The organism is Herbaspirillum sp. (assembly GCF_017744395.1).
GTDB lineage: Bacteria > Pseudomonadota > Gammaproteobacteria > Burkholderiales > Burkholderiaceae_D > Herbaspirillum.
The window spans coordinates 153,644-179,436 of sequence record NZ_JAGIBI010000004.1 but is presented as its reverse complement, the minus strand read 5'-3'; the positions used below and the strand labels follow the sequence as shown (position 1 = coordinate 179,436).

Sequence of the window (25,793 nt, the reverse complement as noted above, 5' to 3'; positions counted from 1 at the left end):
GGCAACACCGTGTTTTCCATGCGATCATGTCATCCGCACGAATTATTCCATATCGAGTCGCCCTAGCCTGATGTCCGAAGAACAACATAACGCCGCATCGAAGTCCGCCCGTTGGGCGCTGTGCTGGCGAATCGTGCAGGGCACCTATTCCCGCCTGAACCAGGCGACCCATCACGTCCTTGGCTTCACCTTCAAGCTGCTTGTGGCGGCGTATTTCATCTTTTGCGCGTTGTTCCTGTCGCTGCGCTATGTCGTGCTGCCCGAAATCGGCAACTACAAGCCGCAGATCGAGCGCCTGGCGTCCAAGGCCGTCGGCCGCGCGGTGTCGATCGACGCCATCGACGCATCGTGGAACGGCTTGCGCCCGCAACTCGCGCTGGGCAACGTCACCGTGTATGACGAGGCCGGCCATCCCGCGCTGACCTTGCCGCAGGTATCGGCCACCCTGTCGTGGAGCAGCGTGCTGGCGGCCGGCCTGCAATTGGAGAGCCTGACCATCGAGCGGGCCGAGCTGTCGATCCGGCGCGACGCCTCCGGCAAGCTGTTCGTGGCCGGTATCGCGGCGCCGACCGGCGGCAACGGCAGCACGCTGGACTGGCTGCTGTCGCAGCGCGAGATCGTGATCCGCGCCAGCAAGCTGCGCTGGAACGATGACATGCGCGGCGCGCCGGAACTGGCGCTGGACGATGTCAACCTGGTGCTGCACAACCGCTGGCTGCGCCACCGCATGGCCTTGCGCGCCACGCCGCCGGCTGCGTACGCGGCGCCGCTGGATGTGCGCGCCGATTTCAGCCATCCTGCCTTCGCCCGCCGCATTTCCGATGTCACGCGCTGGAAAGGTACGCTCTATGCCGACCTGCGCCAGACCGACCTGGCGATATGGCATGCCTGGTTCGATTATCCGATCGAGATCGACCAGGGCAGGGGTTCGATACGCGCCTGGCTGGCGCTGGACCACGCCAAGGTGGCCAATTTCACGGCCGACCTGGCCTTGTCCGATTTCACCGCGCGCCTGTCGAAGAAGCTGGAGCCGCTCAGCCTCAAGCGCGTCAATGGCCGCATCGCTGCCAGCGAGACCCTGGGCGGTACGGCCGACGACGGCGTGCCTACCTTCGGCGCCAACGGCCACAAGGTGGCGCTGTCCGATTTTTCCATCGAGATGCAGGACGGCTTCACGCTGCCCCCGACATCGATTTCCGAAAGCTATGAGCCGGCCTCGCTGCTCAAAGCCGAGCAGACCAGCGTCAAGGCCACCCGGTTGAACCTGGAGGCGCTGTCGCAACTGGCGGCGCGCCTGCCGCTGGCGCCGTCGCAGCGCAAGCTGCTGGACGACCTGGCGCCGCGCGGCGAGTTCAACGATTTCACCGTGCAGTGGCAGGGAAGCTACCCCGAACTGACCTCTTACCGCATCCAGGGCGGTTTCACCGGCCTGTGGCTGAAGGCGCAGGCGCGCCACGTCGAAGTGCGCAAGAGCGTGCTGCCGCAAGCCGCGCCGGCACAGTGGGCCGGCATCCCCGGCGTCGAGAACCTGACCGGGGAAATCGATGCGACCGAAAAAGGCGGCACGGTGCGCCTGGCATCGAAGCAGGTGGCGCTGCATTTGCCGGAACAGATGTTCGCCGAGCCGCGCATGCCGTTCGACAGCCTCGACCTGAAGGCGCACTGGCAATACCAGAAAGACCAGGCCCTGCTGTTCGAGCTGGACGATATGCAGTTCGCCCAGCCCGGCGTGGCCGGCCGCCTGCGCGGCACGCACCTGATGCCGCTGCAGGGCGCTTCCCTGGGCAGCGTGGACCTGCGCGGCGAACTGGCCAGTTTCGATATCAAGGCGATACGGCGCTACTTGCCGCAGCACATCAGCGAGCCGTTGCGGCACTGGCTGACCGAAGGGCTGATGGACGGCACCGCGCGCGATGTGCAACTGACGTTCAAGGGCGCGCTGGCCGATTTCCCGTTCCGTCCCGCCAAGCCGGGCGACAGGCCCAAGGGGCAGTTCCTGGTCAGCGGCGACTTCGACGGCCTCAAGATCAACTACACGCCCGGCCATCTGAACAAGGAAGGCAAGGAGCCGGAGTGGCCCTTGCTGGAAGAGGGGCGCGGCAAATTCAGCATCGACCGCACGCAACTGGAGGTCAACGCCGACAGCGCCAGGACGCTGGGGGCGAAGCTGAGCCAGGTGACGGCGCGCGTCGCCGACCTGGAGTCGCACGATGCGGTGCTGGAGATCGACGGCATGGCCAGCGGCCCGATGCCGGTTTTCCTGCAGTATGTCAAGGAAAGCCCGGTGGCGCGCTGGACCGGCGACTTCATGGCGCAGGCCAGCGCCACCGGCGAGGCCCGGCTGGACCTGAAATTCCAGATGCCGCTGCACCATGCGATCGATACCAAGGCGCAGGGCGTGTTCAGTTTCGCCAACAACGATGTCGACCTGCTGCCGACGCTGCCGATGATCTACCGCACCGTCGGCAAGGTCGAGTTCAATGAACGCGGGTTCAACCTCAATGGCGTGCGCGGCCAGTTCATGGGCGACAGCGTGGCCATTACCGGCGGCACGCAGCGCGACGGCAGCACCCAGGTGCGCCTGGATGGCGCGGTCAATATCGACGCCTTGCGCAAGCTCTACCCGGAAGCGTCGATGCAGCGCCTGCTGGCGCGTTTGTCCGGCGGCGCCCGTTATACCGCATCGGTGCTGGTGCGCCAGCACCAGCCGGAGGTGGTCGTCGAGTCCAGTCTGGCGGGATTGGGTTCGGCCTTGCCGGCGCCGTTGCGGAAGTCCGCGCCGGAAAGCCTGCCGCTGCGCTTCGAACTGCAGCCGGCGCCGTCCAGCGATCCGCTGATCGTGCGCGAGGAGCTCAGGGTGGCGCTGGGCCAGAATATCGCTGCGCGTTATCTGCGCGAAAAGGTGGCGGCCCGTTCCGACGACTGGCGTGTGGTCAGCGGCGGCATCGCCTATAACCAGCCGCTGCCATCGCCGGCGTCGGGCGTGAAGCTGGCGCTGGCCGCCGACAGTTTCGACATGGATGCGTGGCAGGCCTTCAAGGATGAGGTGGTAGGCAAGGGGGCGGCAGGGCAGAGCAAGCTGGGCAGCGCCGAGATGACCCAGTACCTGGAACCGGATGCGGTTTCGGCGCGCGTGGGCGAGTTCACGCTGCTGGGCAAGAAGTTGAACAAGCTGGCGCTCAACGCCACGCACCAGAAGAATGCCTGGCAGATGAAGCTGGAGTCGCAGCAGGTTTCCGGAAACATCACCTGGGATGAGCCTGGCGGCAGCCGCGGGCCGGGCAAGGTGACCGCGCGCCTGTCCTCGCTGGTGGTGCCCAGGGGCAAGGGCGCCGATGCCGCCCAGGCGGATGCCGGCGCATCCGGCGGCGCGGACTCGGCGCAGATGCCGGCGCTGGACATCCGCGCCGAGCAATTCGAACTGGCGGGCAAGAAGCTGGGCAGCCTGGAGCTGGACGCCAACAACATGGTGACCGAAGTGGGCCGCGAATGGCGCATCAACCGCCTGGTGCTGGCCAATGAGGATGCGCAGTTCCGCGCGGCCGGCAACTGGATGTCGTTCGGCGCCAGCAACACCACCAACATCACCTACGCGCTGGACATCAACGATGCCGGCAAGCTGCTGGAGCGCTTCGGCTATCCGGGCACGATCCGGGGCGGCAAGGGGAAGCTGGACGGCGACCTGAGCTGGAAGGGCTTGCCTTACGCCCTCGATATCGCCAGCCTGGGCGGGCAACTGCACATGGATGTGCATTCCGGGCAATTCCTCAAGGTCGACCCGGGCGCGGCCAAGCTGCTGGGCGTGCTTAACCTGCAGGCGCTGCCGCGTCGCCTGACGCTGGATTTCCGCGACGTGTTCTCAGAAGGCTTCGCGTTCGACAACGTGGTCGGCACCGCCTCCGTCAACCGCGGCATCGCCACCACCGACAACCTGAAGATGACCGGCGTCACCGCCTCGGTGCTGATGAACGGCTCGGCCGACATCGCCAGCGAAACGCAGGACCTGCATGTCGTGGTGATCCCCGAAATCAACCTCGGCACAGCCTCGGTGGTGGCGCTGGCGGTCAATCCGGTGGTCGGCGTAGGCACCTTGCTGGCCCAGCTATTCCTGCGCAATCCGGTGATGAAGTCGCTGACTTACGAGTACAAGGTCACCGGCCCGTGGAGCGATCCCATCGTGGTCAAGCAGGGACAGGTGTCGCCGGCTGGCGCGGGGCGCGTGAAGGAGCCGCAGGACCACGGCGCGCCGGCTTCCACGCCGGAACCTGCGCGCCGCGATGGGCAGGAGCGCGGGCCCGCGGTCAATATGGGCCACTGATCCGGCCGCGGCCGGCACGACAGCCGGTTCTGCGCGATACTGGATGCCATGCAGGCATTTTTCATGAGGCATAACGACATGGCGCAAGCATTCAAGGTGGCGGCGATACAGATGGTGTCCACGCCGGAGGTGGAGCAGAACTTCGAGAGCGCCGCGCGCCTGGCCGGCCAGGCGGCGCAGCAGGGCGCGCAACTGGTCTTGCTGCCGGAATACTGGCCGGTCATGGGCATGCACGAGCGCGACAAGCTCGGCCATGCCGAAACCGACCAGGCCGGCCGCATCCAGGAATTCATGGCCGCGCTGGCGCGCCGGCACGGCATCTGGCTGGTCGGCGGCACGCTGCCGATGGCGGCCGCGACCGATGACAAGGTGCTCAACACCTCGCTGGTCTACGATCCGCAGGGGCAACGCGTGGCGCGCTACGACAAGATCCACCTCTTCAATTTCTCGCGCGGCGAAGAGAACTACGACGAGGCGCGCACCATCGAGTACGGCACCGAGGTCAAGACCTTCGAGGCGCCGTTCGGCCGCGTGGGTTTGTCGGTGTGCTACGACCTGCGCTTCCCCGAGCTGTACCGGGCGATGGGCGAGTGCGCCCTGATCGTGATGCCGGCCGCCTTCACCTACACCACCGGCAACGCCCATTGGGAAACCCTGCTGCGCGCCCGCGCCATCGAGAACCAGTGCTACGTGCTGGCTTCGGCGCAGGGCGGCCGCCATGTCAACGGACGGCGCACCTGGGGCCACAGCATGCTGGTCGATCCGTGGGGGGAAATCATTTCCGTCCTGCCCGAGGGCGAGGGCCTTGTGATCGGCGACATCGACCCCCATCGTCTACAATATGTGCGAGAAAGCCTGCCGGCGTTGCGCCACCGCAAGCTTTGAGATGAGTTCTACGCTTTCCAGAAAATATTATGAAATTATTTGAACCGAATATGGGCGCCCTGCAAGTGGCGCGTGATGTGCTCCTGACGCCTTTCGGCCTGGACGAGTCCAAGCTGTTGAAGGCTCTGGGCAGCATGTTCACGCACAAGGTGGACTACGCCGACCTGTATTTCCAGTTCACCAAGAGCGAAGGCTGGAGCCTGGAAGAGGGCATCGTCAAGACCGGCAGCTTTTCCATCGACCAGGGTGTGGGCGTGCGCGCCGTGTCCGGCGACAAGACCGCGTTTTCCTATTCCGACGAGATTTCCGAGCGCGCCCTGATGGACGCCGCCGCCGCCACGCGCACCATCGCGCGCCAGGGGGCGGGCAAGGTCAAGGTGGCCGGCAACATGGTTCCCGGCGGTGGCCGCGCGCTGTACCTGCCGCACGATCCGCTGGTGTCGCTGGACGCTACCGCCAAGGTGCAGTTGCTGGAGCGCGTCGAACGCATCGCGCGCGCCAAGGACCCGCGCGTAGTGCAGGTCATGGCCAGCCTGTCGGGCGAATACGACGTGGTGCTGGTGGCGCGCGCCGACGGCGTGCTGGCGGCCGACATCCGGCCGCTGGTGCGGGTCTCGGTGACTGTCATCGCCGAGCAGAACGGGCGCCGCGAGATGGGTAGCAGCGGCGGCGGCGGCCGTTACAGCTACGGCTATTTCACCGATGCGCTGCTGGAACAATACGCTTCCGAGGCGGTGGCCACCGCCCTGGTGAACCTGGAGTCGCGTCCGGCCCCGGCCGGCCCGATGACGGTGGTGCTCGGCCCCGGCTGGCCCGGCGTGCTGTTGCACGAGGCGATCGGCCACGGCCTGGAAGGCGACTTCAACCGCAAGGGATCGAGCGCCTTCTCCGGCCGTATCGGCGAGCGCGTGGCCGCCAAAGGCGTGACCGTGGTCGACGACGGCACCCTGGCCGACCGCCGCGGTTCGCTCAACATTGACGATGAAGGCAACCCGACCCAGTGCACCACGCTGATCGAGGACGGCATCCTCAAGGGCTACATCCAGGACACCATGAATGCGCGCCTGATGAAGATGCCGGTGACCGGCAACGCGCGCCGCGAATCGTTCGCGCACCTGCCGATGCCGCGCATGACCAATACCTACATGCTGGCCGGCGACAAGGATCCGGCCGAGATCCTGGCGTCGGTCAAGAATGGCTTGTACGCGGTCAATTTCGGCGGCGGCCAGGTCGACATCACCAACGGCAAGTTCGTGTTCTCGGCCAGCGAAGCCTACATGATCGAAAACGGCAAGGTGACCTATCCGGTCAAGGGCGCCACCCTGATCGGCAACGGCCCCGACGTGCTCAACCGCGTCTCGCTGATCGGCAACGACATGCGCCTGGATTCGGGCGTGGGCGTGTGCGGCAAGGAAGGCCAGAGCGTGCCGGTGGGTGTCGGCCAGCCGACGCTGCGCCTGGATGGCGTGACCGTCGGCGGCACTGCCTGAGCGTTTCACCGTAGTTCCGCCAAAGCCGCCGGGGCGACCCGGCGGCTTTGTTTTTTGCGCGCCAGGTACCGCGCGAATCGTGCTGCCGATGCGGAATTTTCAGGATTTTTTGCATCGCCGCGACACATCCGGCTGCCATGGTTGTGTAGAAATGCTTGCATCGGCAATGATTTTTTATTGTTTTTATTGGCTTGTTTTTATCGGTTGTACGATTTATTTTTCAAAAACTGCCATATTTTTGGTTGATTTGTGCATGAATCGATGGTTTTCTCGTGTCGAAGGACTCGCTTGCCAAAGCCTGTGATTTGTAGCACTATGGGGACTGCTTCAATTTATCCATGCAGCCAAAGATGTCTTTCTTCCACGCTTACTTTTATTTTTACTTTAGCTATTCCAGCCCCACGGCGGTGAAAAGCGGTAAGCGTTCGTAAAAAGACAAAACCGAATTTCCTAAAAAACCGCCAGTGATGGCGGTTTTTTTTTAGTCGATATTCAGACGATCCACAGCTAACCAAGCTCAAGCAATCCAGGAGAAAAAATGCCGCGCACTGACGATCTTCGCATCCGAGAAATGAAAGAACTGCTTCCTCCTTCGCATTTGATCCGCGAGTTTGCCTGCACCGAAAAGGTCGAGAGCACCACGGCTGAAGCGCGTACCGCATTGCATCGCATCCTGCACGGCCAGGACGACCGCCTGATGGTCGTCATCGGCCCGTGCTCTATCCACGATCCCAAGGCAGCGATGGAGTACGCGCGCCGCCTGGTGGTCGAGCGCGAGCGCCACAAGAACGAACTGGAAATCGTCATGCGCGTCTACTTCGAGAAGCCGCGCACCACCGTCGGCTGGAAGGGCCTGATCAACGACCCGTACATGGACAACAGCTTCCGCATCAACGACGGCCTGCGTACCGCGCGCGAACTGCTGCTCAACATCAACGAACTGGGCCTGCCTGCCGGCACCGAATTCCTGGACGTGATCAGCCCGCAATACATCGCCGACCTGATCAGCTGGGGCGCCATCGGCGCCCGTACCACCGAGTCGCAGGTGCACCGCGAACTGGCTTCCGGCCTGTCGTGCCCGGTCGGCTTCAAGAACGGCACCGACGGCAACGTCAAGATCGCGGTCGACGCCATCAAGGCCGCCTCGCAGCCGCACCACTTCCTGTCGGTGACCAAGGGCGGCCACTCGGCCATCGTCTCCACCGCCGGCAACGAGGATTGCCATATCATCCTGCGCGGCGGCAAGGCGCCCAACTACGATGCCGCCAGCGTGGAAGCGGCTTGCCAGGACATCGCCAAGAGCGGCCTGGCGGCGCGCCTGATGATCGACGCCTCGCACGCCAACAGCTCCAAGAAGCCGGAAAACCAGATCCCGGTGTGCGCCGACATCGGCCGCCAGGTCGCCGCGGGCGACACCCGAATCGTCGGTGTGATGGTGGAGTCGCACCTGGTGGCCGGCCGCCAGGACCTGGTGCCGGGCAAGGAACTGACCTACGGCCAGTCCATCACCGATGGCTGCATCAACTGGGAAGAAAGCCTGCAAGTGCTGCAGGGCCTGGCCGACTCGGTCAGGCAACGCCGCCTGGTGGGCGAGCGCGACGCCGCCTGAGCGCCGGACCAGCCAATCGAACGCCGTGCCGGATGAATTCCGGCGCGGCGTTTTTTTATGTCTTGCCGATGGCGCTCCGGCATCGGCGCAAGATAATCCGATCCAGGCTGAAGCCGTCGATGCCGAGCAGCAGGATGAATCCCAGCAAGAACAGGTACAGCACTTCCGGCAGGTAGAGCAGCCAGTCCAGCCATTCCCATGCGCCGATGCCCTGGGGAATGCGATGGATGCCGTCGGTTGCCGTGGCGACCAGGCAGATGACGGTGAAGACGAGGGCTGACAGCCTGCTCATCAGGCCTGCCAGCAACAGGATGCCGAAGAGCAGTTCGCAGGCGGCGACCCAATAGGCGCTAATCAGAGGGAAGGGAATACCGGCTTCCAACATGGTGGCGGCCATGCGCTCGTAGCCGTTTTGCGTGAACAGCTTGTAGAACCCGGAAATGGCGAAGAACAGGCCGGTGCTCATGCGCGTGAGCGCCAGCATGGCGTGGGAGCGCAACGGTCCATGATGCAAGTGGCCGAACAGTATTCTTTTCCTATTTATCCGCATATTTCCCTCCGAAAAAATAAGGCGCCGCAGCTTGCCTTATTCCGGTCAAGATACTGGTATTGCCGGTTGTTATGCGAGGAAGGGGGATGTTTGATGTATTTATCGTCTATTTGTGGATGCGGATGGAAAAATTAGACGGAGGATCAGCTTGGTTTTGTCCCACACAGGTGCAAGAATGCAGGGCCATTCTGCTCTTTCCCTTTTTCCACCGATACAAGGAGACTGAACATGTCCGTACAATCCAAGGTCAAACCCATCCCCGAAGGCATGCATACCATCACGCCGCACCTGGTCTGTGCCGGCGCCGCCGACGCCATCGAGTTCTACAAGAAAGCCTTCGGCGCCGTGGAGAGGGGCCGTTTGCCAGGCCCCGAGGGGCGGCTGATGCACGCGCAGATCAGCATCGGCGACTCTTATCTGATGCTGGTCGATGAAATGCCGGAGTGCAAGAGCCTGGGGCCGAAGACCCTGGGTGGTTCGCCGGTCGCCATCCACTTGTATGTGGAAGATGCGGATGCCGTCTTCGCCCAGGCCGTGGCGGCCGGCGCGCAGGTTGTCATGCCGCCGGCCGACATGTTCTGGGGCGACCGTTACGGGGTACTGACCGATCCGTTCGGCCACAAATGGTCGATCGCCACCCATGTGCGCGATCTGACTTCCGAAGAGATTCACGAGGGAGCCCGCGCCATGATGGCCGGAGGGCAATAAGCGTAGCGCCGCCCGCAGCAGCTTGGCCTGAAACGACAACGCCGGCATCAGCCGGCGTTGTCGTTGTGAGCGTATTGCAGCCGCTTAGTCGCGGAAGTTGTTGAACTCCAGCGGAATATCCTTCACTTCCTTGCGCAACAGGGCCATGGCGGCCTGCAGGTCGTCGCGCTTGGCGCCGGCCACGCGCACGGCATCGCCCTGGATGCTGGCCTGCACCTTCATCTTGCTGTCCTTGATGACGCGCACGATCTTCTTGGCGTCGTCGCTCTCGATGCCGTTCTTGACCTTGATCACCTGCTTGACCTTGTCGCCGCCGATCTTCTCGATCTTGCCTTCGTCCAGGAAGCGCACGTCGACGTTGCGCTTGGTCATCTTGTTGGTCAGCACGTCGCGCACCTGGCTGAGCTGGAATTCCGAATCGGCATAGGCGGTCAGTTCGCGCTCCTTTTGCTCGACGCGGGCGTCGGTGCCCTTGAAGTCGAAACGGGTGGAGATTTCCTTGTTGGCCTGTTCGACGGCATTCTTGACTTCGACCAGATTGGCTTCGCAGACGGTATCAAAAGAGGGCATGGCTATATCCTTGTACTTGCGGCCGGAGGGGCTCCGGCATTACGAACGAGATTTTAACGGACTGGCGGCCACAGGGCTATGGCCTGTGCGCTGACAGGCACTGTCCGGCAGCGGCTATAATCCAGCCCTTATGTTCCCGATACCCGTACAGCGCGATTTTTCTCTGCGCGCCCTCAATACCTTCGGCATCGATGCCCGCGCGCAAGCCTACCTGGCCGTGGATGCCGCCGACACCTTGCGCGCCGTGCGCGCCAACGCCGAACTGGCCGCCTTGCCGCGCCTGGTGCTGGGCGGCGGCAGCAACCTGCTGCTCACGCGCGACTTCGCCGGGCTGGTGCTGCACATGCGCGGCCGCGGCATCGCCGTCGTGGGCGAGGACGACGAATTCACCTATGTGCGCGCGGCCGCCGGCGAGAACTGGCACGGTTTCGTGCAATGGACGCTGGCTCAAGGATTGGGCGGTCTTGAGAACCTGTCGCTGATTCCCGGCAGCGTGGGCGCCGCGCCGATCCAGAACATCGGCGCCTATGGCGTCGAGGTCAAGGACCGTTTCCATGCGCTGACCGCTTTCGATTTCTCCACCGGGGAATCGATCGTGCTGGACGGCGTAGCCTGTCGCTTCGGCTATCGCGACAGCGTGTTCAAGCACGAACTGCGCGACCGCGCCGTGGTGCTGGATGTCACCTTCGCATTGCCCAAGCATTGGCAAGCCAACGCCAATTACGCCGACGTGGCGCAGGCATTGGCCGATAAGCAGATCGCCGCGCCGACTGCGCGCGACATCGCCGATGCCGTCATCGCCATCCGCACCCGCAAGCTGCCCGATCCGGCGCAGATCGGCAATGCCGGCAGCTTCTTCAAGAACCCCATCGTCAGCGCGCAGCAGCGCGATGCCCTGGTCGCGCAGCATGCCAATCTGGTCAGCTATCGCCAGGACGACGGCAGCTACAAGCTGGCCGCGGGCTGGCTGATCGACCAGTGCGGCTGGAAGGGCAAGTCGCTGGGCGCGGCCGGAGTGTACGAGAAGCAGGCGCTGGTGCTGGTCAATCGTGGCGGCGCCAGCGGGGCGGATGTGGCGCGGCTGGCGCGGGCGATCCAGGATGATGTGATGCTGAAGTTCGGCGTGGCGCTGGAGCCGGAGCCGGTGTTCATCTGATGTGTCGCATTTCTTGGAGCAATAAAAAACGCCGGTCGAAACCGGCGTTTTTTATTGCATGAGCGCTGCAGCGGCAGATCAGCCGAAGTGGCAGACGTAATCCAGCGTCTCGGTCACTTCGATGTCGAAGCTGGAGTTGCCCGGTACGCTGAACTGGGTGCCGGCGGCGTAGGTGTTCCACGCTTCTTCGCCTTTCAGGCGCACGCGGCAGCTGCCGCCGTTGATCTCCATGATTTCCGGCGCGCCGGTGTTGAAGGTCAGCGAGGAGGGCAGGATCACGCCCAGGGTTTTCTTGGTGCCGTCGGCCAGCAACACGGTGTGCGAGACGCACTTGCCGTCGAAGTAGACGTTGCCTTTTTTCAGGACGGTGACGTTGTCGAATTGGGTGCTCATCAAAATTCTTTCTGGTCTTTTCGGTTGCGGGCGATTACTTCGAATCCTTGTCCAGCAGCGGCAGCGAGACGGCGGTGCTGGTTTCCAGCAGGCCGGTGCTCTGGTAGATCGCCAGCTTCTGGCGGGTATCGGTGATGTCCAGGTTGCGCATGGTCAACTGGCCGATACGGTCGCTCGGGGTGAAGGCGCCTTCGCCCTTTTCCATGGTCAGGCGTTCCGGCTGGTAGGTCAGGTTGGGCGACTCGGTATTGAGGATCGAGTAGTCGTTGCCGCGGCGCAGTTCGATGGTGACTTCGCCGGTGATGGCGCGCGCCACCCAGCGCTGGGCGGTTTCGCGCAGCATGATGGCCTGCGAGTCGAACCAGCGGCCCTGGTACAGCAGGCGGCCCAGCTTGCGGCCGTTGTCGCGGTACTGCTCGATGGTGTCTTCGTTGTGGATGCCGGTGATCAGGCGCTCGTAGGCGATGAACAGCAGCGCCAGGCCCGGGGCTTCATAGATGCCGCGGCTCTTGGCTTCGATGATGCGGTTTTCGATCTGGTCGCTCATGCCCAGGCCGTGGCGGCCGCCGATGCGGTTGGCTTCCAGGATCAGGTCGGTCATGTTGGCGAAGGTCTTGCCGTTCAGGGCGACCGGGCGGCCTTCCTCGAAGCGCACGGTGACGGTCTCGGCCTTGACTTCGACGTCGTCGCGCCAGAACGCCACGCCCATGATCGGCTGTACGATCTTGATGCCGCTGTTGAGGAACTCCAGGTCCTTCGCTTCGTGGGTCGCGCCCAGCATGTTGGAGTCGGTCGAGTAGGCCTTTTCCACCGACATCTTGTAGTCGAAGCCGGACTTGATCATGAACTCGGACATTTCCTTGCGGCCGCCCAGTTCCTCGATGAAGGTGTTGTCCAGCCAGGGCTTGTAGATCTTCAGGTTGGGGTTGACCAGCAGGCCGTAGCGGTAGAAGCGCTCGATGTCGTTGCCCTTGAAGGTGCTGCCGTCGCCCCAGATGTCGACGTTGTCTTCGCGCATCGCGGCCACCAACATGGTGCCGGTCACGGCGCGGCCCAGCGGGGTGGTGTTGAAGTAGGTCACGCCGGCGGTGGAGATGTGGAAGGCGCCGCTTTGCAGCGCGGCGATACCCTCATTGGCCAGTTGCTCGCGGCAGTCGATCAGGCGCGCCAGTTCGGCGCCGTATTGCATCGCCTTCTTGGGGATGGCGTCGTAGTCCGGCTCGTCCGGCTGGCCCAGGTTGGCGGTGTAGGCGTAGGGGACGGCGCCTTTCTGGCGCATCCAGGTCAGCGCGGCGCTGGTGTCGAGGCCGCCGGAGAAGGCGATGCCGACTTTTTGTTTGACCGGAACGGATTGCAGGATGTTGGACATGATCTAGGCGGTTGCGAGAGTGTTGATATGACTGGTTGGCGATGCCGGCGGCTCAGTCGAGCTTGCCGTGCACCAGGTATTCGAGCAGGGCCTTCTGGACGTGCAGGCGGTTTTCCGCTTCGTCCCAGACCACCGATTGCGGGCCGTCGATCACCTCGGCGGCGACTTCCTCGCCGCGGTGGGCCGGCAGGCAGTGCATGAACAGCGCATCCTTGCGGGCGCGCGCCATCTTGGGGCCGTCCACGATCCAGCCGTCGAAGGCCTTCAGGCGGGCGGCGTTTTCCGCTTCGTAGCCCATGCTGGTCCACACGTCGGTGGTGACCAGGTCGGCGTCCTGGCAGGCGTCGGCCGGGTTGGCGAAGAAGGTGTAGTTCTTGTTGCCGGGCGTGACTTGCGCCGGGTCGATGTCGTAGCCCTTGGGGGTCGAGACGTTGACGTGGAAGCCGAACACCTCGGCCGCCTGCAGCCACGAGTACAGCATGTTGTTGGCGTCGCCCACCCAGGCCACGATCTTGTCCTTGATGGAGCCGCGGTGCTCGATATAGGTGAACACGTCGGCCAGCACCTGGCAGGGGTGCTGCTCGTTGGTCAGGCCGTTGATCACCGGCACGCGCGAATGGGCGGCGAAGCGCTCGATGATTTCCTGGCCGAAGGTGCGGATCATGATCACGTCGCACATGCGCGACATCACCTGCGCCGCGTCTTCCACCGGTTCGCCGCGGCCGAGCTGGCTGTCGCGCGTGTTCAGGTAGATCGCCGCGCCGCCCATCTGGTGCATGCCTGCTTCGAAGGAAAGGCGGGTACGGGTCGAGTTCTTTTCGAACACCATGACCAGCGTGCGGTCGGCCAGCGTGTGGTGGGGTTCGTAATTCTTGAACTTACGTTTGATCACACGAGAACGTTCGATCACGTATTCGTATTCATCAAGCGTAAAGTCGGAAAACTTGAGGTAGTGTTTGATTGCCATAAATGAAAACGGCGGCTAGCGTGGCGCCTGCCGCCGATCGTTATAACTCCTTAGATTATAAGGGATTTAGGGCAAAAAGATACCCGGCGAAGTTGCTCTTGAGAAACCTTCTCTGTTTGTCAAGGCCGGACGGACGATTTTCCCTAATACAAGGTCTGCGACGACTCATGCACCAGCTGCGCATACAACTGGTGCCGCATCGGCGCGATCTCGCCGGATTGCACCGCTTCCAGCACCGCGCAGCCGGGTTCGTTCAGATGGTGGCAGTTGTAGAAACGGCATTTCCCCAGGTGCGGGGTGAAGTCGCGGAAGGCGCGCTCCAGCATGCCTTCGCTCAACTGGTACAGGCCGAATTCCTGGAAACCGGGCGAGTCGATGATGCTGGTCTCGTCATCCATCCGGTACAGCCGGGTGAAGGTGGTGGTGTGCTTGCCGGTGTCCAGCGCCGCCGAGATTTCGCGCACGGCGATGTCGGCATCGGGCACGATCAGGTTGATCAGCGAAGACTTGCCCATGCCGGACTGGCCGATCAGGATGGTGCTCTGGCCTTGCAGCAGCGGCATGAAGGCGGCGCGCGTCGCCTCCGGCTGCGCCTTGGCCGAGACTTCGTGCACCGGGTAGCCGAGCCGCGCATAGACTTGCAGCCGCTCGCGCGTCTTCGGCAGCGCTTCTTCGATATCGGTCTTGTTCAGGATCAGGTGGGCGGCCACGCCGGCCGATTCGGCCGCCACCAGCGAGCGCGACACCAGGTCGTCCGAGAAGCTGGGTTCGGTCGCCACCACGATGAACAATTGCGTGACGTTGGCCGCCAGCAGCTTGGACTTGTACTGGTCGGAACGGTACAGCAGCGTCTTGCGCTCGTCGATGGCTTCCACCACGCCCTGGTCGGGCGAGGTGCGGGCGAAGCGGATACGGTCGCCGACGGCCACGTCGCTCTTCTTGCCGCGCGTGACGCATTGCAGCTTCTGCTCGCCGGCCTGGACAAGATAATGCCGCCCGTGGGCGGCAATCACCAGGCCGGCTTCCAGTGCGCCGGCTGCCTGGCGCGGCAGATGAGCACCGGCATGGAGTTTCTTCGAAGCCATCAGGAAGCGGCGCGCTGGGCGAACACCGCGTCCACCTTGGCGGCGCAGATGAAGTCGTTGACCGACAGGCCGCCTTTGCCGTTGTTGACGCTGTGCGTGTCGAACTTCACGCCGCAGCGGTTGTAGCTGACCGCCAGGTCGGGATGGTGGTCTTCGGCGTGGATCACCCAGGCGATCGCGTTGACGAAGGCCAGGGTCTGGTAATAGTCCTTGAAGTCGAAGGTGCGGGCCAGTTTGCCGCCATCGATTTTCCAGCCGGGCAGGGCGGCCAGGTGGGCCTGGATGGCGGTTGCGTCCAGCGCGTCGGTCTGGTGGGCGCAGCGGCGGGCTGCGAGTTCGTTTACGGTGATGCTCATGAGGTTCTCCTTGGTTCCGGTCGCGCGGATGTGCAGCCGGAACATGTTGATTAGTGGCCTGCAGCGCCTTGCGCCAGGTTCAGGCGGCCGATGCGCAGCGAGGCCGGCGGATGCGAATCGTAGAAGGCCGAGTGCAGCGGATCGGGTGTCAGGGTCGAGGCGTTGTCTTCGTACAGCTTGACCAGCGCCGAGACCAGATCCTGAGCATTGGTGTGCTGGGCGGCGAAGGCATCGGCTTCGAACTCATGTTTGCGCGAGGTCAGCGACGACAGCGGCGACAGCAGGAAGGTGAAGATCGGCAGCGCCAGCATGAACAGGATCAGCGCCATCGCATCGTTGCTGCCGAACAGCAGCGGGTTCACGCCCAGCCCGGTGTAGAACCACACCTGGCCCTTGAGGTAGCCCAGCAGCGCCAAAAAGCCCAGCGAGATGGCGAACATCACGGTCACGCGCTTGACGATGTGCCTGAGCTTGAAATGGCCCAGTTCGTGCGCCAGCACCGCTTCGATCTCCTGCGGCGCCAGGCGCGCCAGCAGCGTGTCGAAGAAGACGATGCGCTTGCCCGAACCGAAGCCGGAGAAATAGGCGTTGCCGTGCGCGCTGCGCTTGGAACCGTCCATCACGAACAAGCCCTTGGAGGCGAAACCGACGCGTTGCATCAGGCCCTCGATGCGGCTGCGCAAGCTGTCGTCTTCCAGCGCGGTGAACTTGTTGAACAGCGGGGCGATGAAGCTGGGGTAGATCACCAGCATCAGCAACTGGAACGCGCACAGCACGACCCAAGTATAGAACCACCACAGCGCGCCGGCTTTTTCCATCAGCGTCAGCACCACCCACAGCAGCGGCAGGCCGATGGCTGCGCCGATCAGCGATTGCTTGACCAGGTCGCTGAAGAACAGGCCGCGCGTCATCTTGTTGAAGCCGAAGCGGGTTTCGAGGTGGAACTGGCGATAGTAGTCGAAGGGCAGGTCGACCAGGCCGGAGATGATGCCGAAGGCTGCCACCAGGCCGACCTGGTACCACATGTCCGGGCCGCCGGTCCAGCCAAGGATAGTGCCGGAGAGCCATTGCAGCCCGCCCAGCAGCGTGAAGCCGATCAGCACCGCCGCGTTGACCGCCAGCGTCACCAGGCCGAAGCGGGTGCGCGCGACGGTATAGTCGGCGGCTTTCTGGTGCGCCGCCAGCGGGATTTTCTCGGCGAACTCGGCCGGCACCGCGGCGCGGTGCGCCAGGATGTGCCGGACATGGCGCGAGGCCAGCCAGAAGCGCAAGACCAGGCTGACGGCCAGGAAGGCCACGAACAAAACCGAAAACGTAAGTGAAGACATGCTTGCCCTGTGCGAAAATGGCGGGGATTAACCGTTCTATCAATAAGGAAGAATTATGTCACAAGCCGCCCCCGACGCCGGGCAAGCCCTGGCCGCACCGGTCCGCCCCAACGAGATGAACCTGGTCTGGGTGGACATGGAAATGACCGGCCTGGACCCGGACAACGATCGCATCATCGAAGTGGCGGTAGTGGTCACCGACTCCGAACTGAACGTGCTGGGCGAAGGCCCGGTGCTGGCGATCCACCAGTCCGACGAAGTGCTGGACGGCATGGACGCCTGGAACAAGGGCACCCACGGCCGCTCCGGCTTGATCGAGCGCGTCAAGGCCTCGACCGTGACCGAGGCCGAGGCCGAGAAGCAACTGATCGAATTCCTCAAGAAGTACGTGCCGGCCGGGAAGTCGCCCATGTGCGGCAACTCGATTTGCCAGGACCGCCGCTTCATGGTGCGCGGCATGCCCAAGCTGGAGGAATTCTTCCACTACCGCAACCTGGACGTCTCCACCCTGAAGGAACTGTGCAAGCGCTGGAAGCCGGAAATCGCCACCGGTTTCAAGAAGCGCCAGATGCACACGGCCTTGGCCGATATCGTCGAATCGATCGAAGAATTGAAATATTATCGCGAACATTTCATCCAGGAATGAACTTGGACTGAATGACCTGTTCTACATGTGGCGCCCCGGCTTGAGCCGGGGCGTTTCATATTGGGCGGCCCGCATGCGAAGGCGGGAGCCGCCCGATGCGTTCAACATGATGAAAGGAAATCCATGCAAACCAGCCGACGTCTATTCCTGCAAGCGGCCGTTGTTGCCGGCGCCATGCCGGGACTCGCAAGGGCCGCGGCGCCCGCGGACAAGGAGGCGGGCGAGAACTGGTCCGCCTATTTCGCCGAAGCGGGCGTGCCGGGCACCCTGGTCGTGGCGGACCTGCGCGGCGGCAAGGAGCGCATGCTGGTCCATGCGCCGGAGCGCGCAGCGCAGCGCTTCGTGCCGGCCTCCACCTTCAAGGTGCCGCACAGCCTGATCGCGCTCGATGCCGGCGTGCTGCGCGACGAATTCCAGGTGATCCCGTGGGATGGCGTGAAGCGTTCCGTCCCGGCATGGAACCGCGACCAGGATTTGCGCTCGGCCATGCGCTATTCGGCGGTCTGGGTATTCGAGCGTTTCGCCGCCGACATCGGCAAGGAGCGCGAAGTCGCCTACATGCGCAAGATCCCGTACGGCAATGCATCGGCCGACGGCCCCGAACCGTTCTGGGTGGATGGCCAACTGGCCATTTCAGCCAATGAGCAGATCGCCTTCCTGCGCCGCCTGTATCGCAATGAATTGCCTTTCAAGGTCGAGCACCAGCTGATAGTCAAGGATGTGATGGTGAACGAAGCCGGGAAGGACTGGATCCTGCGCGCCAAATCCGGCTGGAGCGGCAAGATCGGCTGGTGGGTGGGCTGGGTGGAACGCGAGGAAGGCCCGGTGTTCTTCGCACTCAATATCGATACGCCCAACCGCATGGGCGACTTGCCCAAGCGCGAGCAGATCGTACGTCAGGCGTTGAAGAAGATGGGCGTGTTGCCGGCCTGATCGCGCAGCCCCTTCCATGCAAAACGGCGCGCCAGCATGAACTGGCGCGCCGTTTTCTTTTGGCTTGCGACGATAATGATGAGGCAGTCTTACTCCTGGCCATCCGCCCCGCAGCACTTCTTATATTTCTTCCCGCTGCCGCAAGGGCAGGGATCGTTGCGGCCGACCTTGGGCGCGTCGCGCTGTACCTGCTCCACCGCCGACTTGCGCTTGGGCGCCCAGTAGCGGTGGATGTGCGGGATGGCCGATTCGATCTCGATGGCCAGCTTGTGGGTCTTGACCGGATCGTCGACCAGCTTGGTTTCCTCTTCCTCCAACTCATCCGAGCCCAGCAGGTAGATCGGGCGCATCAGCGGCGCCAGGTCGGAATGGAAGATCTCGTCCCATTGCTCGGCGCGCAGCTGGATGCCTTCCCAGAAACCCCAGGCCCAGGCTTCGGCGTCCAGCAACGGCTTGCCTTCATGCTCGCGCTCGCAGAACAGCGGTTCGTATTCCTTGGGCGCCACCTCGAAGGTGACGGCGATCTCGTTCATGGTGCGCGCGATCAGGCTGGTGATGCGCTCGGCTTCCTTGCCGGACTTGAACTTGGGCGTGTCTTCCGGGCGGCTGCCCCACACGCGCGGCAGCCATTCGGCCATCAATACTTCCTGCGGGCCGATCGCCAGCGCGGTCAGGTAGCCGTGCAGGGTGTCCATGGTCATGACGTCGTCGGCGCAGCGGTCGGACAGGAGGAAGTCGTCGAGTTCGTCGAACTCTTGGTCGGAAAGGGGTTGGTCGAGGTGCATGGCTTCCTGTGGTGTGCAAATTACTGAGATTCAGGCGCCCAGTGTAATTCCATTCGGCCAGCGGTGCGAGCATTGTCGGTTTGTCTACTGTCCGGAAGGCATCTTTGGCATGCGAGGATCGCCGCCTCGCCAGTACAATAGCCGGATGAACGAATCCACCGGCAATATCCCCGACGTCACTTCCTTCGCCACGCTTTCGCCCGACACGGTACTCGATGCCCTCGACAGCGTCGGACTGCGCGGCGATGGCCGCTTGCTGGCCCTGAACAGCTACGAAAACCGCGTCTACCAGGTCGGCATGGAAGAGGGGCCGCCGCTGGTGGCCAAGTTCTACCGGCCGCTGCGCTGGAGCGATGCGCAGATACTGGAAGAGCATACTTTCTCGCAACAACTGGCCGATGAGGAAATCCCGGTAGTGCCGGCGCTGGCGCTGGAAAACGGCGCGACCCTGCATCGCCACGCGGGCTTCCGTTTCGCGGTATTTCGCCGCCACGGCGGACGCGCGCCCGAACTGGACAATCCCGACACGCTGGAATGGATGGGCCGCTTCATCGGCCGCATCCATGCGGTGGGCATGCAGCAGCCCTTCGCCGAGCGCCCGGCGCTGGACATCGCCAGCTTCGGTGAGGAACCGCGCGACTGGCTGCTGGCCAACGGCTTCATCCCGGATGAACTGAAGGCTTCCTGGCTGAGCACCGTCGACCATGCGCTGGATGGCGTGCGCCGCTGTTTCGACCGCGCCGGCGAAGTGAAGTCATTGCGCCTGCATGGCGACTGCCATGTAGGCAATGTGCTGTGGACCGACGCCGGCCCGCACTTCGTCGACTTCGACGACAGCCGCAGCGGCCCGGCGGTGCAGGACCTGTGGATGCTGCTCTCGGGCGAGCGCGGCGACATGGTGCGCCAGCTGTCCGACCTGCTGGCGGGTTACGAGAGCTTCTGCGAGTTCGAGGCGCGCGAGCTGTACCTGATCGAGGCGCTGCGCACCTTGCGCCTGATCCATTATTCGGCCTGGCTGGCGCGGCGCTGGGACGACCCGGCGTTTCCGGCGGCCTTCCCGTGGTTCAACACGCAACGCTACTGGCAGGACCGCATCCTGGAACTGCGCGAGCAGATCGCGCTGATGGACGAGCCGCCGCTGTGGCCAGTTTGAAAGAAGAGGGGAACATGACAACACGCTGCGCCTGGGTCAACATGAACAATCCCTTGTACGTGAGCTACCACGACGAGGAATGGGGCGTGCCCTGCCACGACGAGACCCGGCTGTTCGAAATGCTCAACCTGGAAGGCGCGCAGGCCGGCCTGTCGTGGGAAACCGTGCTCAACAAGCGCGCCAGCTACCGCGTCGCCTTCGACAACTGGGACGCCCGCAAGATCGCCCGCTACGACGAGCGCAAGGTGGCCGAGCTGCTGGCCAACCCCGGCATCATCCGCAACCGCCTGAAGGTGGCGGCGGCGATCACCAACGCCAACAGCTACCTGCGGCTGCAGGAAGAGGTGGGCGGGCTGGACCCGTACCTGTGGGATTTCGTCGGCGGCAAGCCGATCCGCAACAAATGGAAGGCGCTGGGCGAATGCCCGGCCAAGACGCCGCTGTCGGACCGGATTTCGAAAGACTTGTCCAAGCGCGGCTTCAAGTTCGTCGGCTCCACCATCATCTATGCCTATATGCAGGGTATCGGCATGGTCGACGACCATGTGGTGGGCTGCCATTGCCACGGCCGCAAGCATTGAGGGAATGCGAACGGCAGGATGGTTTACACTCGCTGGCGGCCGATGTCTGAGCGGCCGCGAATCTGGAATCAAGATGCCGGTTCAGGCCAGACGCCTGCCGGGTTCAGTTTGGGAATAGCATGATTTTCATCAAATGGTTTGGCTGGTCGGTGTTGTGGATATTACCGCTGCTGTTGAGGTCGGTAGTGTCCGCGCTGGCGCGCAAATCCATTCTCGGCGGACGCGGTGCGATCCGTGTCTGGCTCGGCACCTTGCTGCTGCTGTGCGGCAGCAGCGCCATCGAGTCGCTCATCCGCGCGCAGTTCGATACCGCCGACGAGGGCGCTGGCGCCGACCTGTTCGGCTTCGCCCTGATGGGCGCGCTGGCCGGCAAGTTCAACAAGGTGATCGCGGTGGTGCTGATGCTGGCGCTGGCGGCGCTGGGATTGAAATGGCTGTTCGGCGCATTGTTCGGCGCGGCCAGGAAGGCCGGCCGCGACGACCATCCCGAACTCGACCTGGCGCCGCCGCGGCGCGGCAGCATCGAAAGCGAACGCAACCGCCTGGCCGCGCTCCGGTATGGCAGTACGGCAAAGCAGGGCGCCGAGCGGCGCATGCCGCCGGCCCGTCCCGCCGGTGTATCGCGCGCAGCAGGTGCGGCCGGTGCGACCATCGGCGCCGCCGGGCGCGAGGACTGGCAAGTGCCCTTGTCGTCGCTGAACCGCAATGCCCCGCAGCGCCGTTTCACGCCGCCGCAGGACAGCCCCGCGGGCGGTGGCAGATGGCCGGCGCTCAAACCGGATGCGCAGGATGCGCGTGCCCGTCCGGAGTCAGAATGGGCCGCGTTCGAAACCTTGCGCCCGACCGACGCCATGCTGGCGCGCGCCGCCGCCAGCAGCGCCATTACCGCCGCTAGCGCGGCGGCCAATGCGAGCTTGTCGCGCGCGGCCAATCCGATGCCGCCGACGCAGCATATCCCGCCGTCGATCGCACGCGGAGCGCAAGGCCAGACCTCCGTGCCGGTGCCGACCCGCAGCATCCGTATCAGCAGCGTGGGCCGCGCGGCCCGGCAGGCGCAGGAACCGCAGGCGCCTGCCGAGCGCGCCGATGCCATTCCTACCCGCCTGATGCGCTCGCTGCAGGAAGCGGCGGGGCAAGTTGCCGCCGGGCCGGTTGAGGCCAAGGTTGAGGATACGGTGGCTGAGGTTGCGCCTGCCGTTGCGCCATCGCTGCCGGTTCCTGAGCCTGTCGAAGCGCCGGATCCAATGCAGCAAGCAAGCCCGGCGCCGCTTGCCGAACCGTACGCGGCGCAATGGTTCGATCCCGAGCCTGAGCCGGTGGAACCTGCACCTGTACCGATCCCGGCCATGCCGGTTGCGGCGCAGGCCGAAGATCCTTTCATGTCGCTGTTCGATGAAGAGCCGCAGGCTGTGCCGGCGCCGCCGAGCCCGGTTTTCAGCGCGCCGCCTCAAACCGCAGTACAAGCGCCGCCGTTTACGGTGCGCAATCCCGAGCCGGCGCCGGTTGCGCAGCCCGTTGCCGCTTACACCGAATATGAAGCCTCCGAGCCGCAGGTGGAGATTCCCTTGCCCGCGCTGGATTTACTGGACGTGGTACCGGACGCCGCCATCGAAGTCGATGCCGAACAACTGGAAGAAACCGGCCGCCTGATCGAGCAGCGCCTGAAGGAATTCAAGGTGCCGGTGGCGGTGCTGGGCGCCGAAGCCGGCCCGGTGATCACGCGTTTTGAAGTCGAACCGGCGCAGGGCGTGCGCGGGGCGCAGGTGGTGAACCTGATGAAGGACCTGGCGCGCGCGCTGGGCCTGACCTCGATCCGCGTGGTCGAGACCATCCCCGGCAAGACCTGCATGGGCCTGGAGCTGCCCAATGCGCGCCGGCAGATGATCAAGCTGTCCGAGATCGTGCATTCGCAGGCCTACCGCAAGTCGGCCTCGCTGCTGACGCTGGCCATGGGCAAGGACATCACCGGCACGCCGGTGGTCACCGACCTGGCGCGCGCGCCGCACATGCTGGTGGCCGGCACCACCGGTTCCGGCAAGTCGGTGGCGATCAATGCCATGATCCTGTCGCTGCTGTACAAGGCCACGCCGGAAGAAGTGCGCATGATCATGATCGACCCCAAGATGCTGGAGCTGTCGATCTACGAAGGCATCCCGCACCTGCTGGCGCCGGTGGTGACCGACATGCGCGAAGCCGCGCATGCGCTGAACTGGGCGGTGGACGAGATGGAGCGCCGCTACAAGAAGATGTCCAAGCTGGGCGTGCGCAACCTGGCCGGCTACAACCAGAAGATCGCCGACGCCCACGCGCGCGGCGAGAAGATTCCTAACCCCTTCAGCCTGACGCCGGACGCGCCCGAGCCGCTGGACAAGCTGCCCACCATCGTGATCGTCATCGACGAATTGGCGGACCTGATGATGGTGGTCGGCAAGAAGGTGGAAGAGCTGATCGCCCGCCTGGCGCAAAAGGCGCGCGCCGCCGGCATCCACCTGATCCTGGCTACGCAGCGGCCTTCGGTGGATGTGATCACCGGCCTGATCAAGGCCAATATCCCGACCCGGGTGGCGTTCCAGGTATCCAGCAAGATCGACTCGCGCACCGTGCTCGACCAGATGGGCGCCGAGTCGCTGCTGGGGCATGGCGACATGCTGTTCCTGCCGCCGGGTTCGGGCTATCCGCAGCGCGTGCATGGCGCCTTCGTCTCCGACGAGGAGGTGCACCGCGTGGTGGAATACCTGAAGTCGTTCGGCGAGCCGCGCTATATCGAAGAGATCCTGGCGCCGCCTGTGGTGGAGGATGCCGCGCAGGGAGACATGTTCGGCAACGACATGCCGGATCCCGAATCCGATCCGCTGTATGACGAGGCGGTGGCCTTCGTGCTGAAGTCGCGCCGCGCTTCCATCTCTTCGGTGCAGCGCCAGTTCCGCATCGGCTACAACCGCGCCGCGCGCCTGGTGGAGCAGATGGAAACGGCCGGGGTGCTGTCGGCCATGTCGCGCAACGGCAGCCGGGATATTTTGGTGCCGCCGTCGGGCGAAGAATAAATCCTCATTTCAATTTTTCGTCATCCCGGCGCAGGCCGGGATCCAGTGTCGTCCGTGGCGATTAACCGGAGTTGGCGTGATGCGGCGAACGACGCTGGGTCCTGACTTTCGTCAGGACGACGGTGAATTGAGCCGCAGATAAAAAAATGGCGAACCGGAAATTCCGGTTCGCCATTTTCATTTCATCCGACCCGATCAGACATCCAGCTGGGTCACCAGCTTGGTATTGATATAGGCCTCGATCGCCTCGGTGCCGCCTTCGGAACCGTAGCCGCTGTCCTTGATGCCGCCGAACGGCAGTTCGGGCAGGGCCAGGCCAAGGTGGTTGATGGTCAGCATGCCGCTTTCCACGCGCGCGGCCAGCGCGTGCTTGGTCTGCGCCGACTTGGCGAAGGCGTAGGCGGCCAGGCCGAAGGGCAGGCGGTTGGCTTCGGCGATCACTTCGTCGAGCGTGTCGAACGGATTGATCAGCGCCAGCGGGCCGAACGGTTCCTCGTTCATCACGCGGGCCGACAGCGGGATGTTGGTCAGCACGGTGGGCTGGAAGAAGTAGCCGCGGCCGTCGATGCGCTTGCCGCCGGTGCGCAGTTGCGCGCCCTGGGATACGGCGTCGTCGATCAGCGATTCCAGCGCCGGGATGCGGCGCTTGTTGGCCACCGGACCCATGGTGGTGCCGGCGTCCATGCCGTTGCCGACCTTCAGTTGTTCGGCATAGGTGACGAACTTGTCGACGAAGGCGTTGAACACGTTCTTCTGCACCAGGAAACGGGTCGGCGAGACGCACACCTGGCCGGCGTTGCGGAACTTGGAAGCGGCCAGCAGCTTGGCGGCGGTGTCGATGTCGGCATCGTCGAACACCATGGCCGGGGCGTGGCCGCCCAGTTCCATGGTGGCGCGCTTCATGTGCAGGCCGGCCAGCGCCGCCAGTTGCTTGCCGACCGGGGTGGAGCCGGTGAAGGAGATCTTCTTGATCACCGGATGCGGGATCAGGTATTCCGAGATTTCAGCCGGCACGCCGTAGACCAGGTTGATGACGCCGGCCGGCACGCCCGCATCGGCGTAGGCGCGGATCAGTTCGGCCGGGGAAGCGGGGGTCTCTTCCGGCGCCTTGACGATGATCGAGCAGCCCGCGGCCAACGCCGCCGACAGCTTGCGCACCACCTGGTTGAGCGGGAAGTTCCAGGGCGTGAAGGCGGCCACCGGGCCGACCGGCTCCTTGATCACCATCTGGTAGGCGCCAGGCACGCGGGCCGGCACCAGGCGGCCGTAGGTGCGGCGGGCTTCCTCGGCGAACCAGTCGATGGTGTCGGCCGCGCCCAGGGTTTCCATCTTGGCTTCGGCCAGCGGCTTGCCTTGCTCCAGCGTCATCAGGCGGGCGATCTCGTCGACGCGTTCGCGCAGGAGGTTGGCGGCGCGGCGCATGATCTTGGAGCGTTCGAAGGCGGAGGTGTTGCGCCACACTTCGAAGCCTTGCTGGGCCGATGCCAGGGCGCGGTCGAGGTCTTCGCGACCGGCGTGGGCGATCTTGCCGATGACTTCTTCGGTGGCGGGGTTGACGACGTCAATGGTGCGTCCGGAAACGCTGGCGGTCCATTCGCCGTTGATGAAAAGCTGTACGTCCTTATACATGTGCGGTCCTCGTTGTTCAGGAGTTTCAGGGATGCCGCCGCCGGCGGTTGCGGCTTGCACGGCGGGCAAGAATGATGGTGATGGCAACAGCTCTGGCGGTGTCTTGTTGATGGGCGGGCCGGCCAGTTGCTTGTGGATGGGGCCATGCCTGCGAGGAGGATAGTTATACCACGCATCGCGCATGCGCGCAGGCCGCCCCGGATGTAGCGGAGAAGGATTGGATAAGAGGCGCTCGCGG

Annotated in this window: 21 protein-coding genes; 11 read left to right on the top strand and 10 right to left on the bottom strand. The window is 64.1% G+C overall.

Annotated features, from left to right (window positions below; genetic code table 11):
* Positions 1 to 70: 70 nt before the first annotated feature.
* The 4 genes from J7548_RS13305 to aroG all read left to right on the top strand — a co-directional run bounded on the left by J7548_RS13305 (position 71) and on the right by aroG (position 8,302).
* Positions 71 to 4,318, top strand: a complete 4,248-nt coding sequence (locus J7548_RS13305) for a YhdP family protein (protein WP_290975087.1) — start codon at positions 71 to 73, stop codon at positions 4,316 to 4,318.
* A 78-nt stretch (positions 4,319 to 4,396) separates the two neighbouring features.
* The gene (locus J7548_RS13300; RefSeq protein ID WP_290975168.1) at positions 4,397 to 5,203 is read left to right on the top strand and encodes a carbon-nitrogen hydrolase family protein; all 807 of its coding nucleotides are present in this window, start codon (positions 4,397 to 4,399) and stop codon (positions 5,201 to 5,203) included.
* A gap of 29 nt (positions 5,204 to 5,232) precedes the next feature.
* Positions 5,233 to 6,693 (top strand): metalloprotease TldD, encoded by a 1,461-nt coding sequence (gene tldD, locus J7548_RS13295; RefSeq protein ID WP_290975086.1) that lies wholly within the window; start codon positions 5,233 to 5,235, stop codon positions 6,691 to 6,693.
* A 538-nt stretch (positions 6,694 to 7,231) separates the two neighbouring features.
* Positions 7,232 to 8,302, top strand: a complete 1,071-nt coding sequence (aroG, locus tag J7548_RS13290) for a 3-deoxy-7-phosphoheptulonate synthase AroG (protein ID WP_290975085.1) — start codon at positions 7,232 to 7,234, stop codon at positions 8,300 to 8,302.
* A gap of 55 nt (positions 8,303 to 8,357) precedes the next feature.
* On the opposite strand, the gene J7548_RS13285 is transcribed toward aroG, so the two are convergent.
* Positions 8,358 to 8,786, bottom strand: coding sequence for a DoxX family protein (locus tag J7548_RS13285; RefSeq protein WP_290975167.1), 429 nt, complete (start codon positions 8,784 to 8,786; stop codon positions 8,358 to 8,360).
* A 294-nt stretch (positions 8,787 to 9,080) separates the two neighbouring features.
* On the opposite strand from J7548_RS13285, the gene J7548_RS13280 reads away from it, so the two are divergent.
* On the top strand, positions 9,081 to 9,560 hold the full coding sequence (locus J7548_RS13280; protein ID WP_290975084.1) for a VOC family protein: 480 nt from the start codon (positions 9,081 to 9,083) through the stop codon (positions 9,558 to 9,560).
* An 84-nt stretch (positions 9,561 to 9,644) separates the two neighbouring features.
* Here the strand turns inward: J7548_RS13280 and J7548_RS13275 are convergent, their stop codons facing one another.
* Positions 9,645 to 10,130 carry a YajQ family cyclic di-GMP-binding protein gene (locus J7548_RS13275; RefSeq protein ID WP_290975083.1) on the bottom strand — a complete coding sequence of 162 codons (486 nt, stop codon included), beginning with the start codon at positions 10,128 to 10,130 and terminating at the stop codon, positions 9,645 to 9,647.
* Between the two features lie 130 nt (positions 10,131 to 10,260).
* Here J7548_RS13275 and murB point away from each other — a divergent pair, with 130 nt between their 5' ends.
* Entirely contained in the window at positions 10,261 to 11,286 is a 1,026-nt protein-coding gene (gene murB, locus J7548_RS13270) for a UDP-N-acetylmuramate dehydrogenase (RefSeq protein ID WP_290975082.1), read from the top strand.
* Between the two features lie 78 nt (positions 11,287 to 11,364).
* Here murB and J7548_RS13265 read toward each other — a convergent pair whose 3' ends face one another.
* The 6 genes from J7548_RS13265 to J7548_RS13240 all read right to left on the bottom strand — a co-directional run bounded on the left by J7548_RS13265 (position 11,365) and on the right by J7548_RS13240 (position 16,784).
* Positions 11,365 to 11,679 carry a pyrimidine/purine nucleoside phosphorylase gene (locus J7548_RS13265; RefSeq protein ID WP_290975081.1) on the bottom strand — a complete coding sequence of 105 codons (315 nt, stop codon included), beginning with the start codon at positions 11,677 to 11,679 and terminating at the stop codon, positions 11,365 to 11,367.
* 34 nt (positions 11,680 to 11,713) lie between these two features.
* Positions 11,714 to 13,048: an argininosuccinate synthase gene (argG, locus tag J7548_RS13260; RefSeq protein WP_290975080.1), complete on the bottom strand. Its 1,335-nt coding sequence runs from the start codon at positions 13,046 to 13,048 to the stop codon at positions 11,714 to 11,716.
* A gap of 52 nt (positions 13,049 to 13,100) precedes the next feature.
* A complete protein-coding gene (gene argF / locus J7548_RS13255) occupies positions 13,101 to 14,015 on the bottom strand; it encodes an ornithine carbamoyltransferase (protein ID WP_290975079.1) in 915 nt (304 codons plus the stop codon).
* Positions 14,016 to 14,158: 143 nt separating this feature from the next.
* Entirely contained in the window at positions 14,159 to 15,100 is a 942-nt protein-coding gene (gene rsgA / locus J7548_RS13250) for a ribosome small subunit-dependent GTPase A (protein ID WP_290975078.1), read from the bottom strand.
* Positions 15,100 to 15,456, bottom strand: coding sequence for a 4a-hydroxytetrahydrobiopterin dehydratase (locus J7548_RS13245; protein WP_290975077.1), 357 nt, complete (start codon positions 15,454 to 15,456; stop codon positions 15,100 to 15,102). Before J7548_RS13245 ends, rsgA begins: the two co-directional genes overlap by 1 nt.
* Before the next feature lie 50 nt (positions 15,457 to 15,506).
* Positions 15,507 to 16,784, bottom strand: coding sequence for a M48 family metallopeptidase (locus J7548_RS13240; protein ID WP_290975076.1), 1,278 nt, complete (start codon positions 16,782 to 16,784; stop codon positions 15,507 to 15,509).
* Between the two features lie 55 nt (positions 16,785 to 16,839).
* Here J7548_RS13240 and orn point away from each other — a divergent pair, with 55 nt between their 5' ends.
* Positions 16,840 to 17,430 carry an oligoribonuclease gene (gene orn / locus J7548_RS13235; protein WP_290975075.1) on the top strand — a complete coding sequence of 197 codons (591 nt, stop codon included), beginning with the start codon at positions 16,840 to 16,842 and terminating at the stop codon, positions 17,428 to 17,430.
* 174 nt (positions 17,431 to 17,604) lie between these two features.
* The gene (gene blaOXA / locus J7548_RS13230; RefSeq protein ID WP_366005469.1) at positions 17,605 to 18,363 is read left to right on the top strand and encodes a class D beta-lactamase; all 759 of its coding nucleotides are present in this window, start codon (positions 17,605 to 17,607) and stop codon (positions 18,361 to 18,363) included.
* 89 nt (positions 18,364 to 18,452) lie between these two features.
* Here blaOXA and J7548_RS13225 read toward each other — a convergent pair whose 3' ends face one another.
* Positions 18,453 to 19,148: a UPF0149 family protein gene (locus J7548_RS13225; RefSeq protein WP_290975073.1), complete on the bottom strand. Its 696-nt coding sequence runs from the start codon at positions 19,146 to 19,148 to the stop codon at positions 18,453 to 18,455.
* A 145-nt stretch (positions 19,149 to 19,293) separates the two neighbouring features.
* On the opposite strand from J7548_RS13225, the gene J7548_RS13220 reads away from it, so the two are divergent.
* The 3 genes from J7548_RS13220 to J7548_RS13210 all read left to right on the top strand — a co-directional run bounded on the left by J7548_RS13220 (position 19,294) and on the right by J7548_RS13210 (position 23,926).
* The gene (locus J7548_RS13220; RefSeq protein ID WP_290975072.1) at positions 19,294 to 20,301 is read left to right on the top strand and encodes a serine/threonine protein kinase; all 1,008 of its coding nucleotides are present in this window, start codon (positions 19,294 to 19,296) and stop codon (positions 20,299 to 20,301) included.
* 14 nt (positions 20,302 to 20,315) lie between these two features.
* The gene (locus J7548_RS13215; protein ID WP_290975071.1) at positions 20,316 to 20,882 is read left to right on the top strand and encodes a DNA-3-methyladenine glycosylase I; all 567 of its coding nucleotides are present in this window, start codon (positions 20,316 to 20,318) and stop codon (positions 20,880 to 20,882) included.
* A gap of 119 nt (positions 20,883 to 21,001) precedes the next feature.
* Positions 21,002 to 23,926, top strand: a complete 2,925-nt coding sequence (locus tag J7548_RS13210; protein ID WP_290975070.1) for a DNA translocase FtsK 4TM domain-containing protein — start codon at positions 21,002 to 21,004, stop codon at positions 23,924 to 23,926.
* 195 nt (positions 23,927 to 24,121) lie between these two features.
* Here J7548_RS13210 and J7548_RS13205 read toward each other — a convergent pair whose 3' ends face one another.
* Complete coding sequence (locus J7548_RS13205; protein ID WP_290975069.1) at positions 24,122 to 25,555, bottom strand: NAD-dependent succinate-semialdehyde dehydrogenase; 1,434 nt, start codon at positions 25,553 to 25,555, stop codon at positions 24,122 to 24,124.
* Between the last annotated feature and the right edge of the window lie 238 nt (positions 25,556 to 25,793).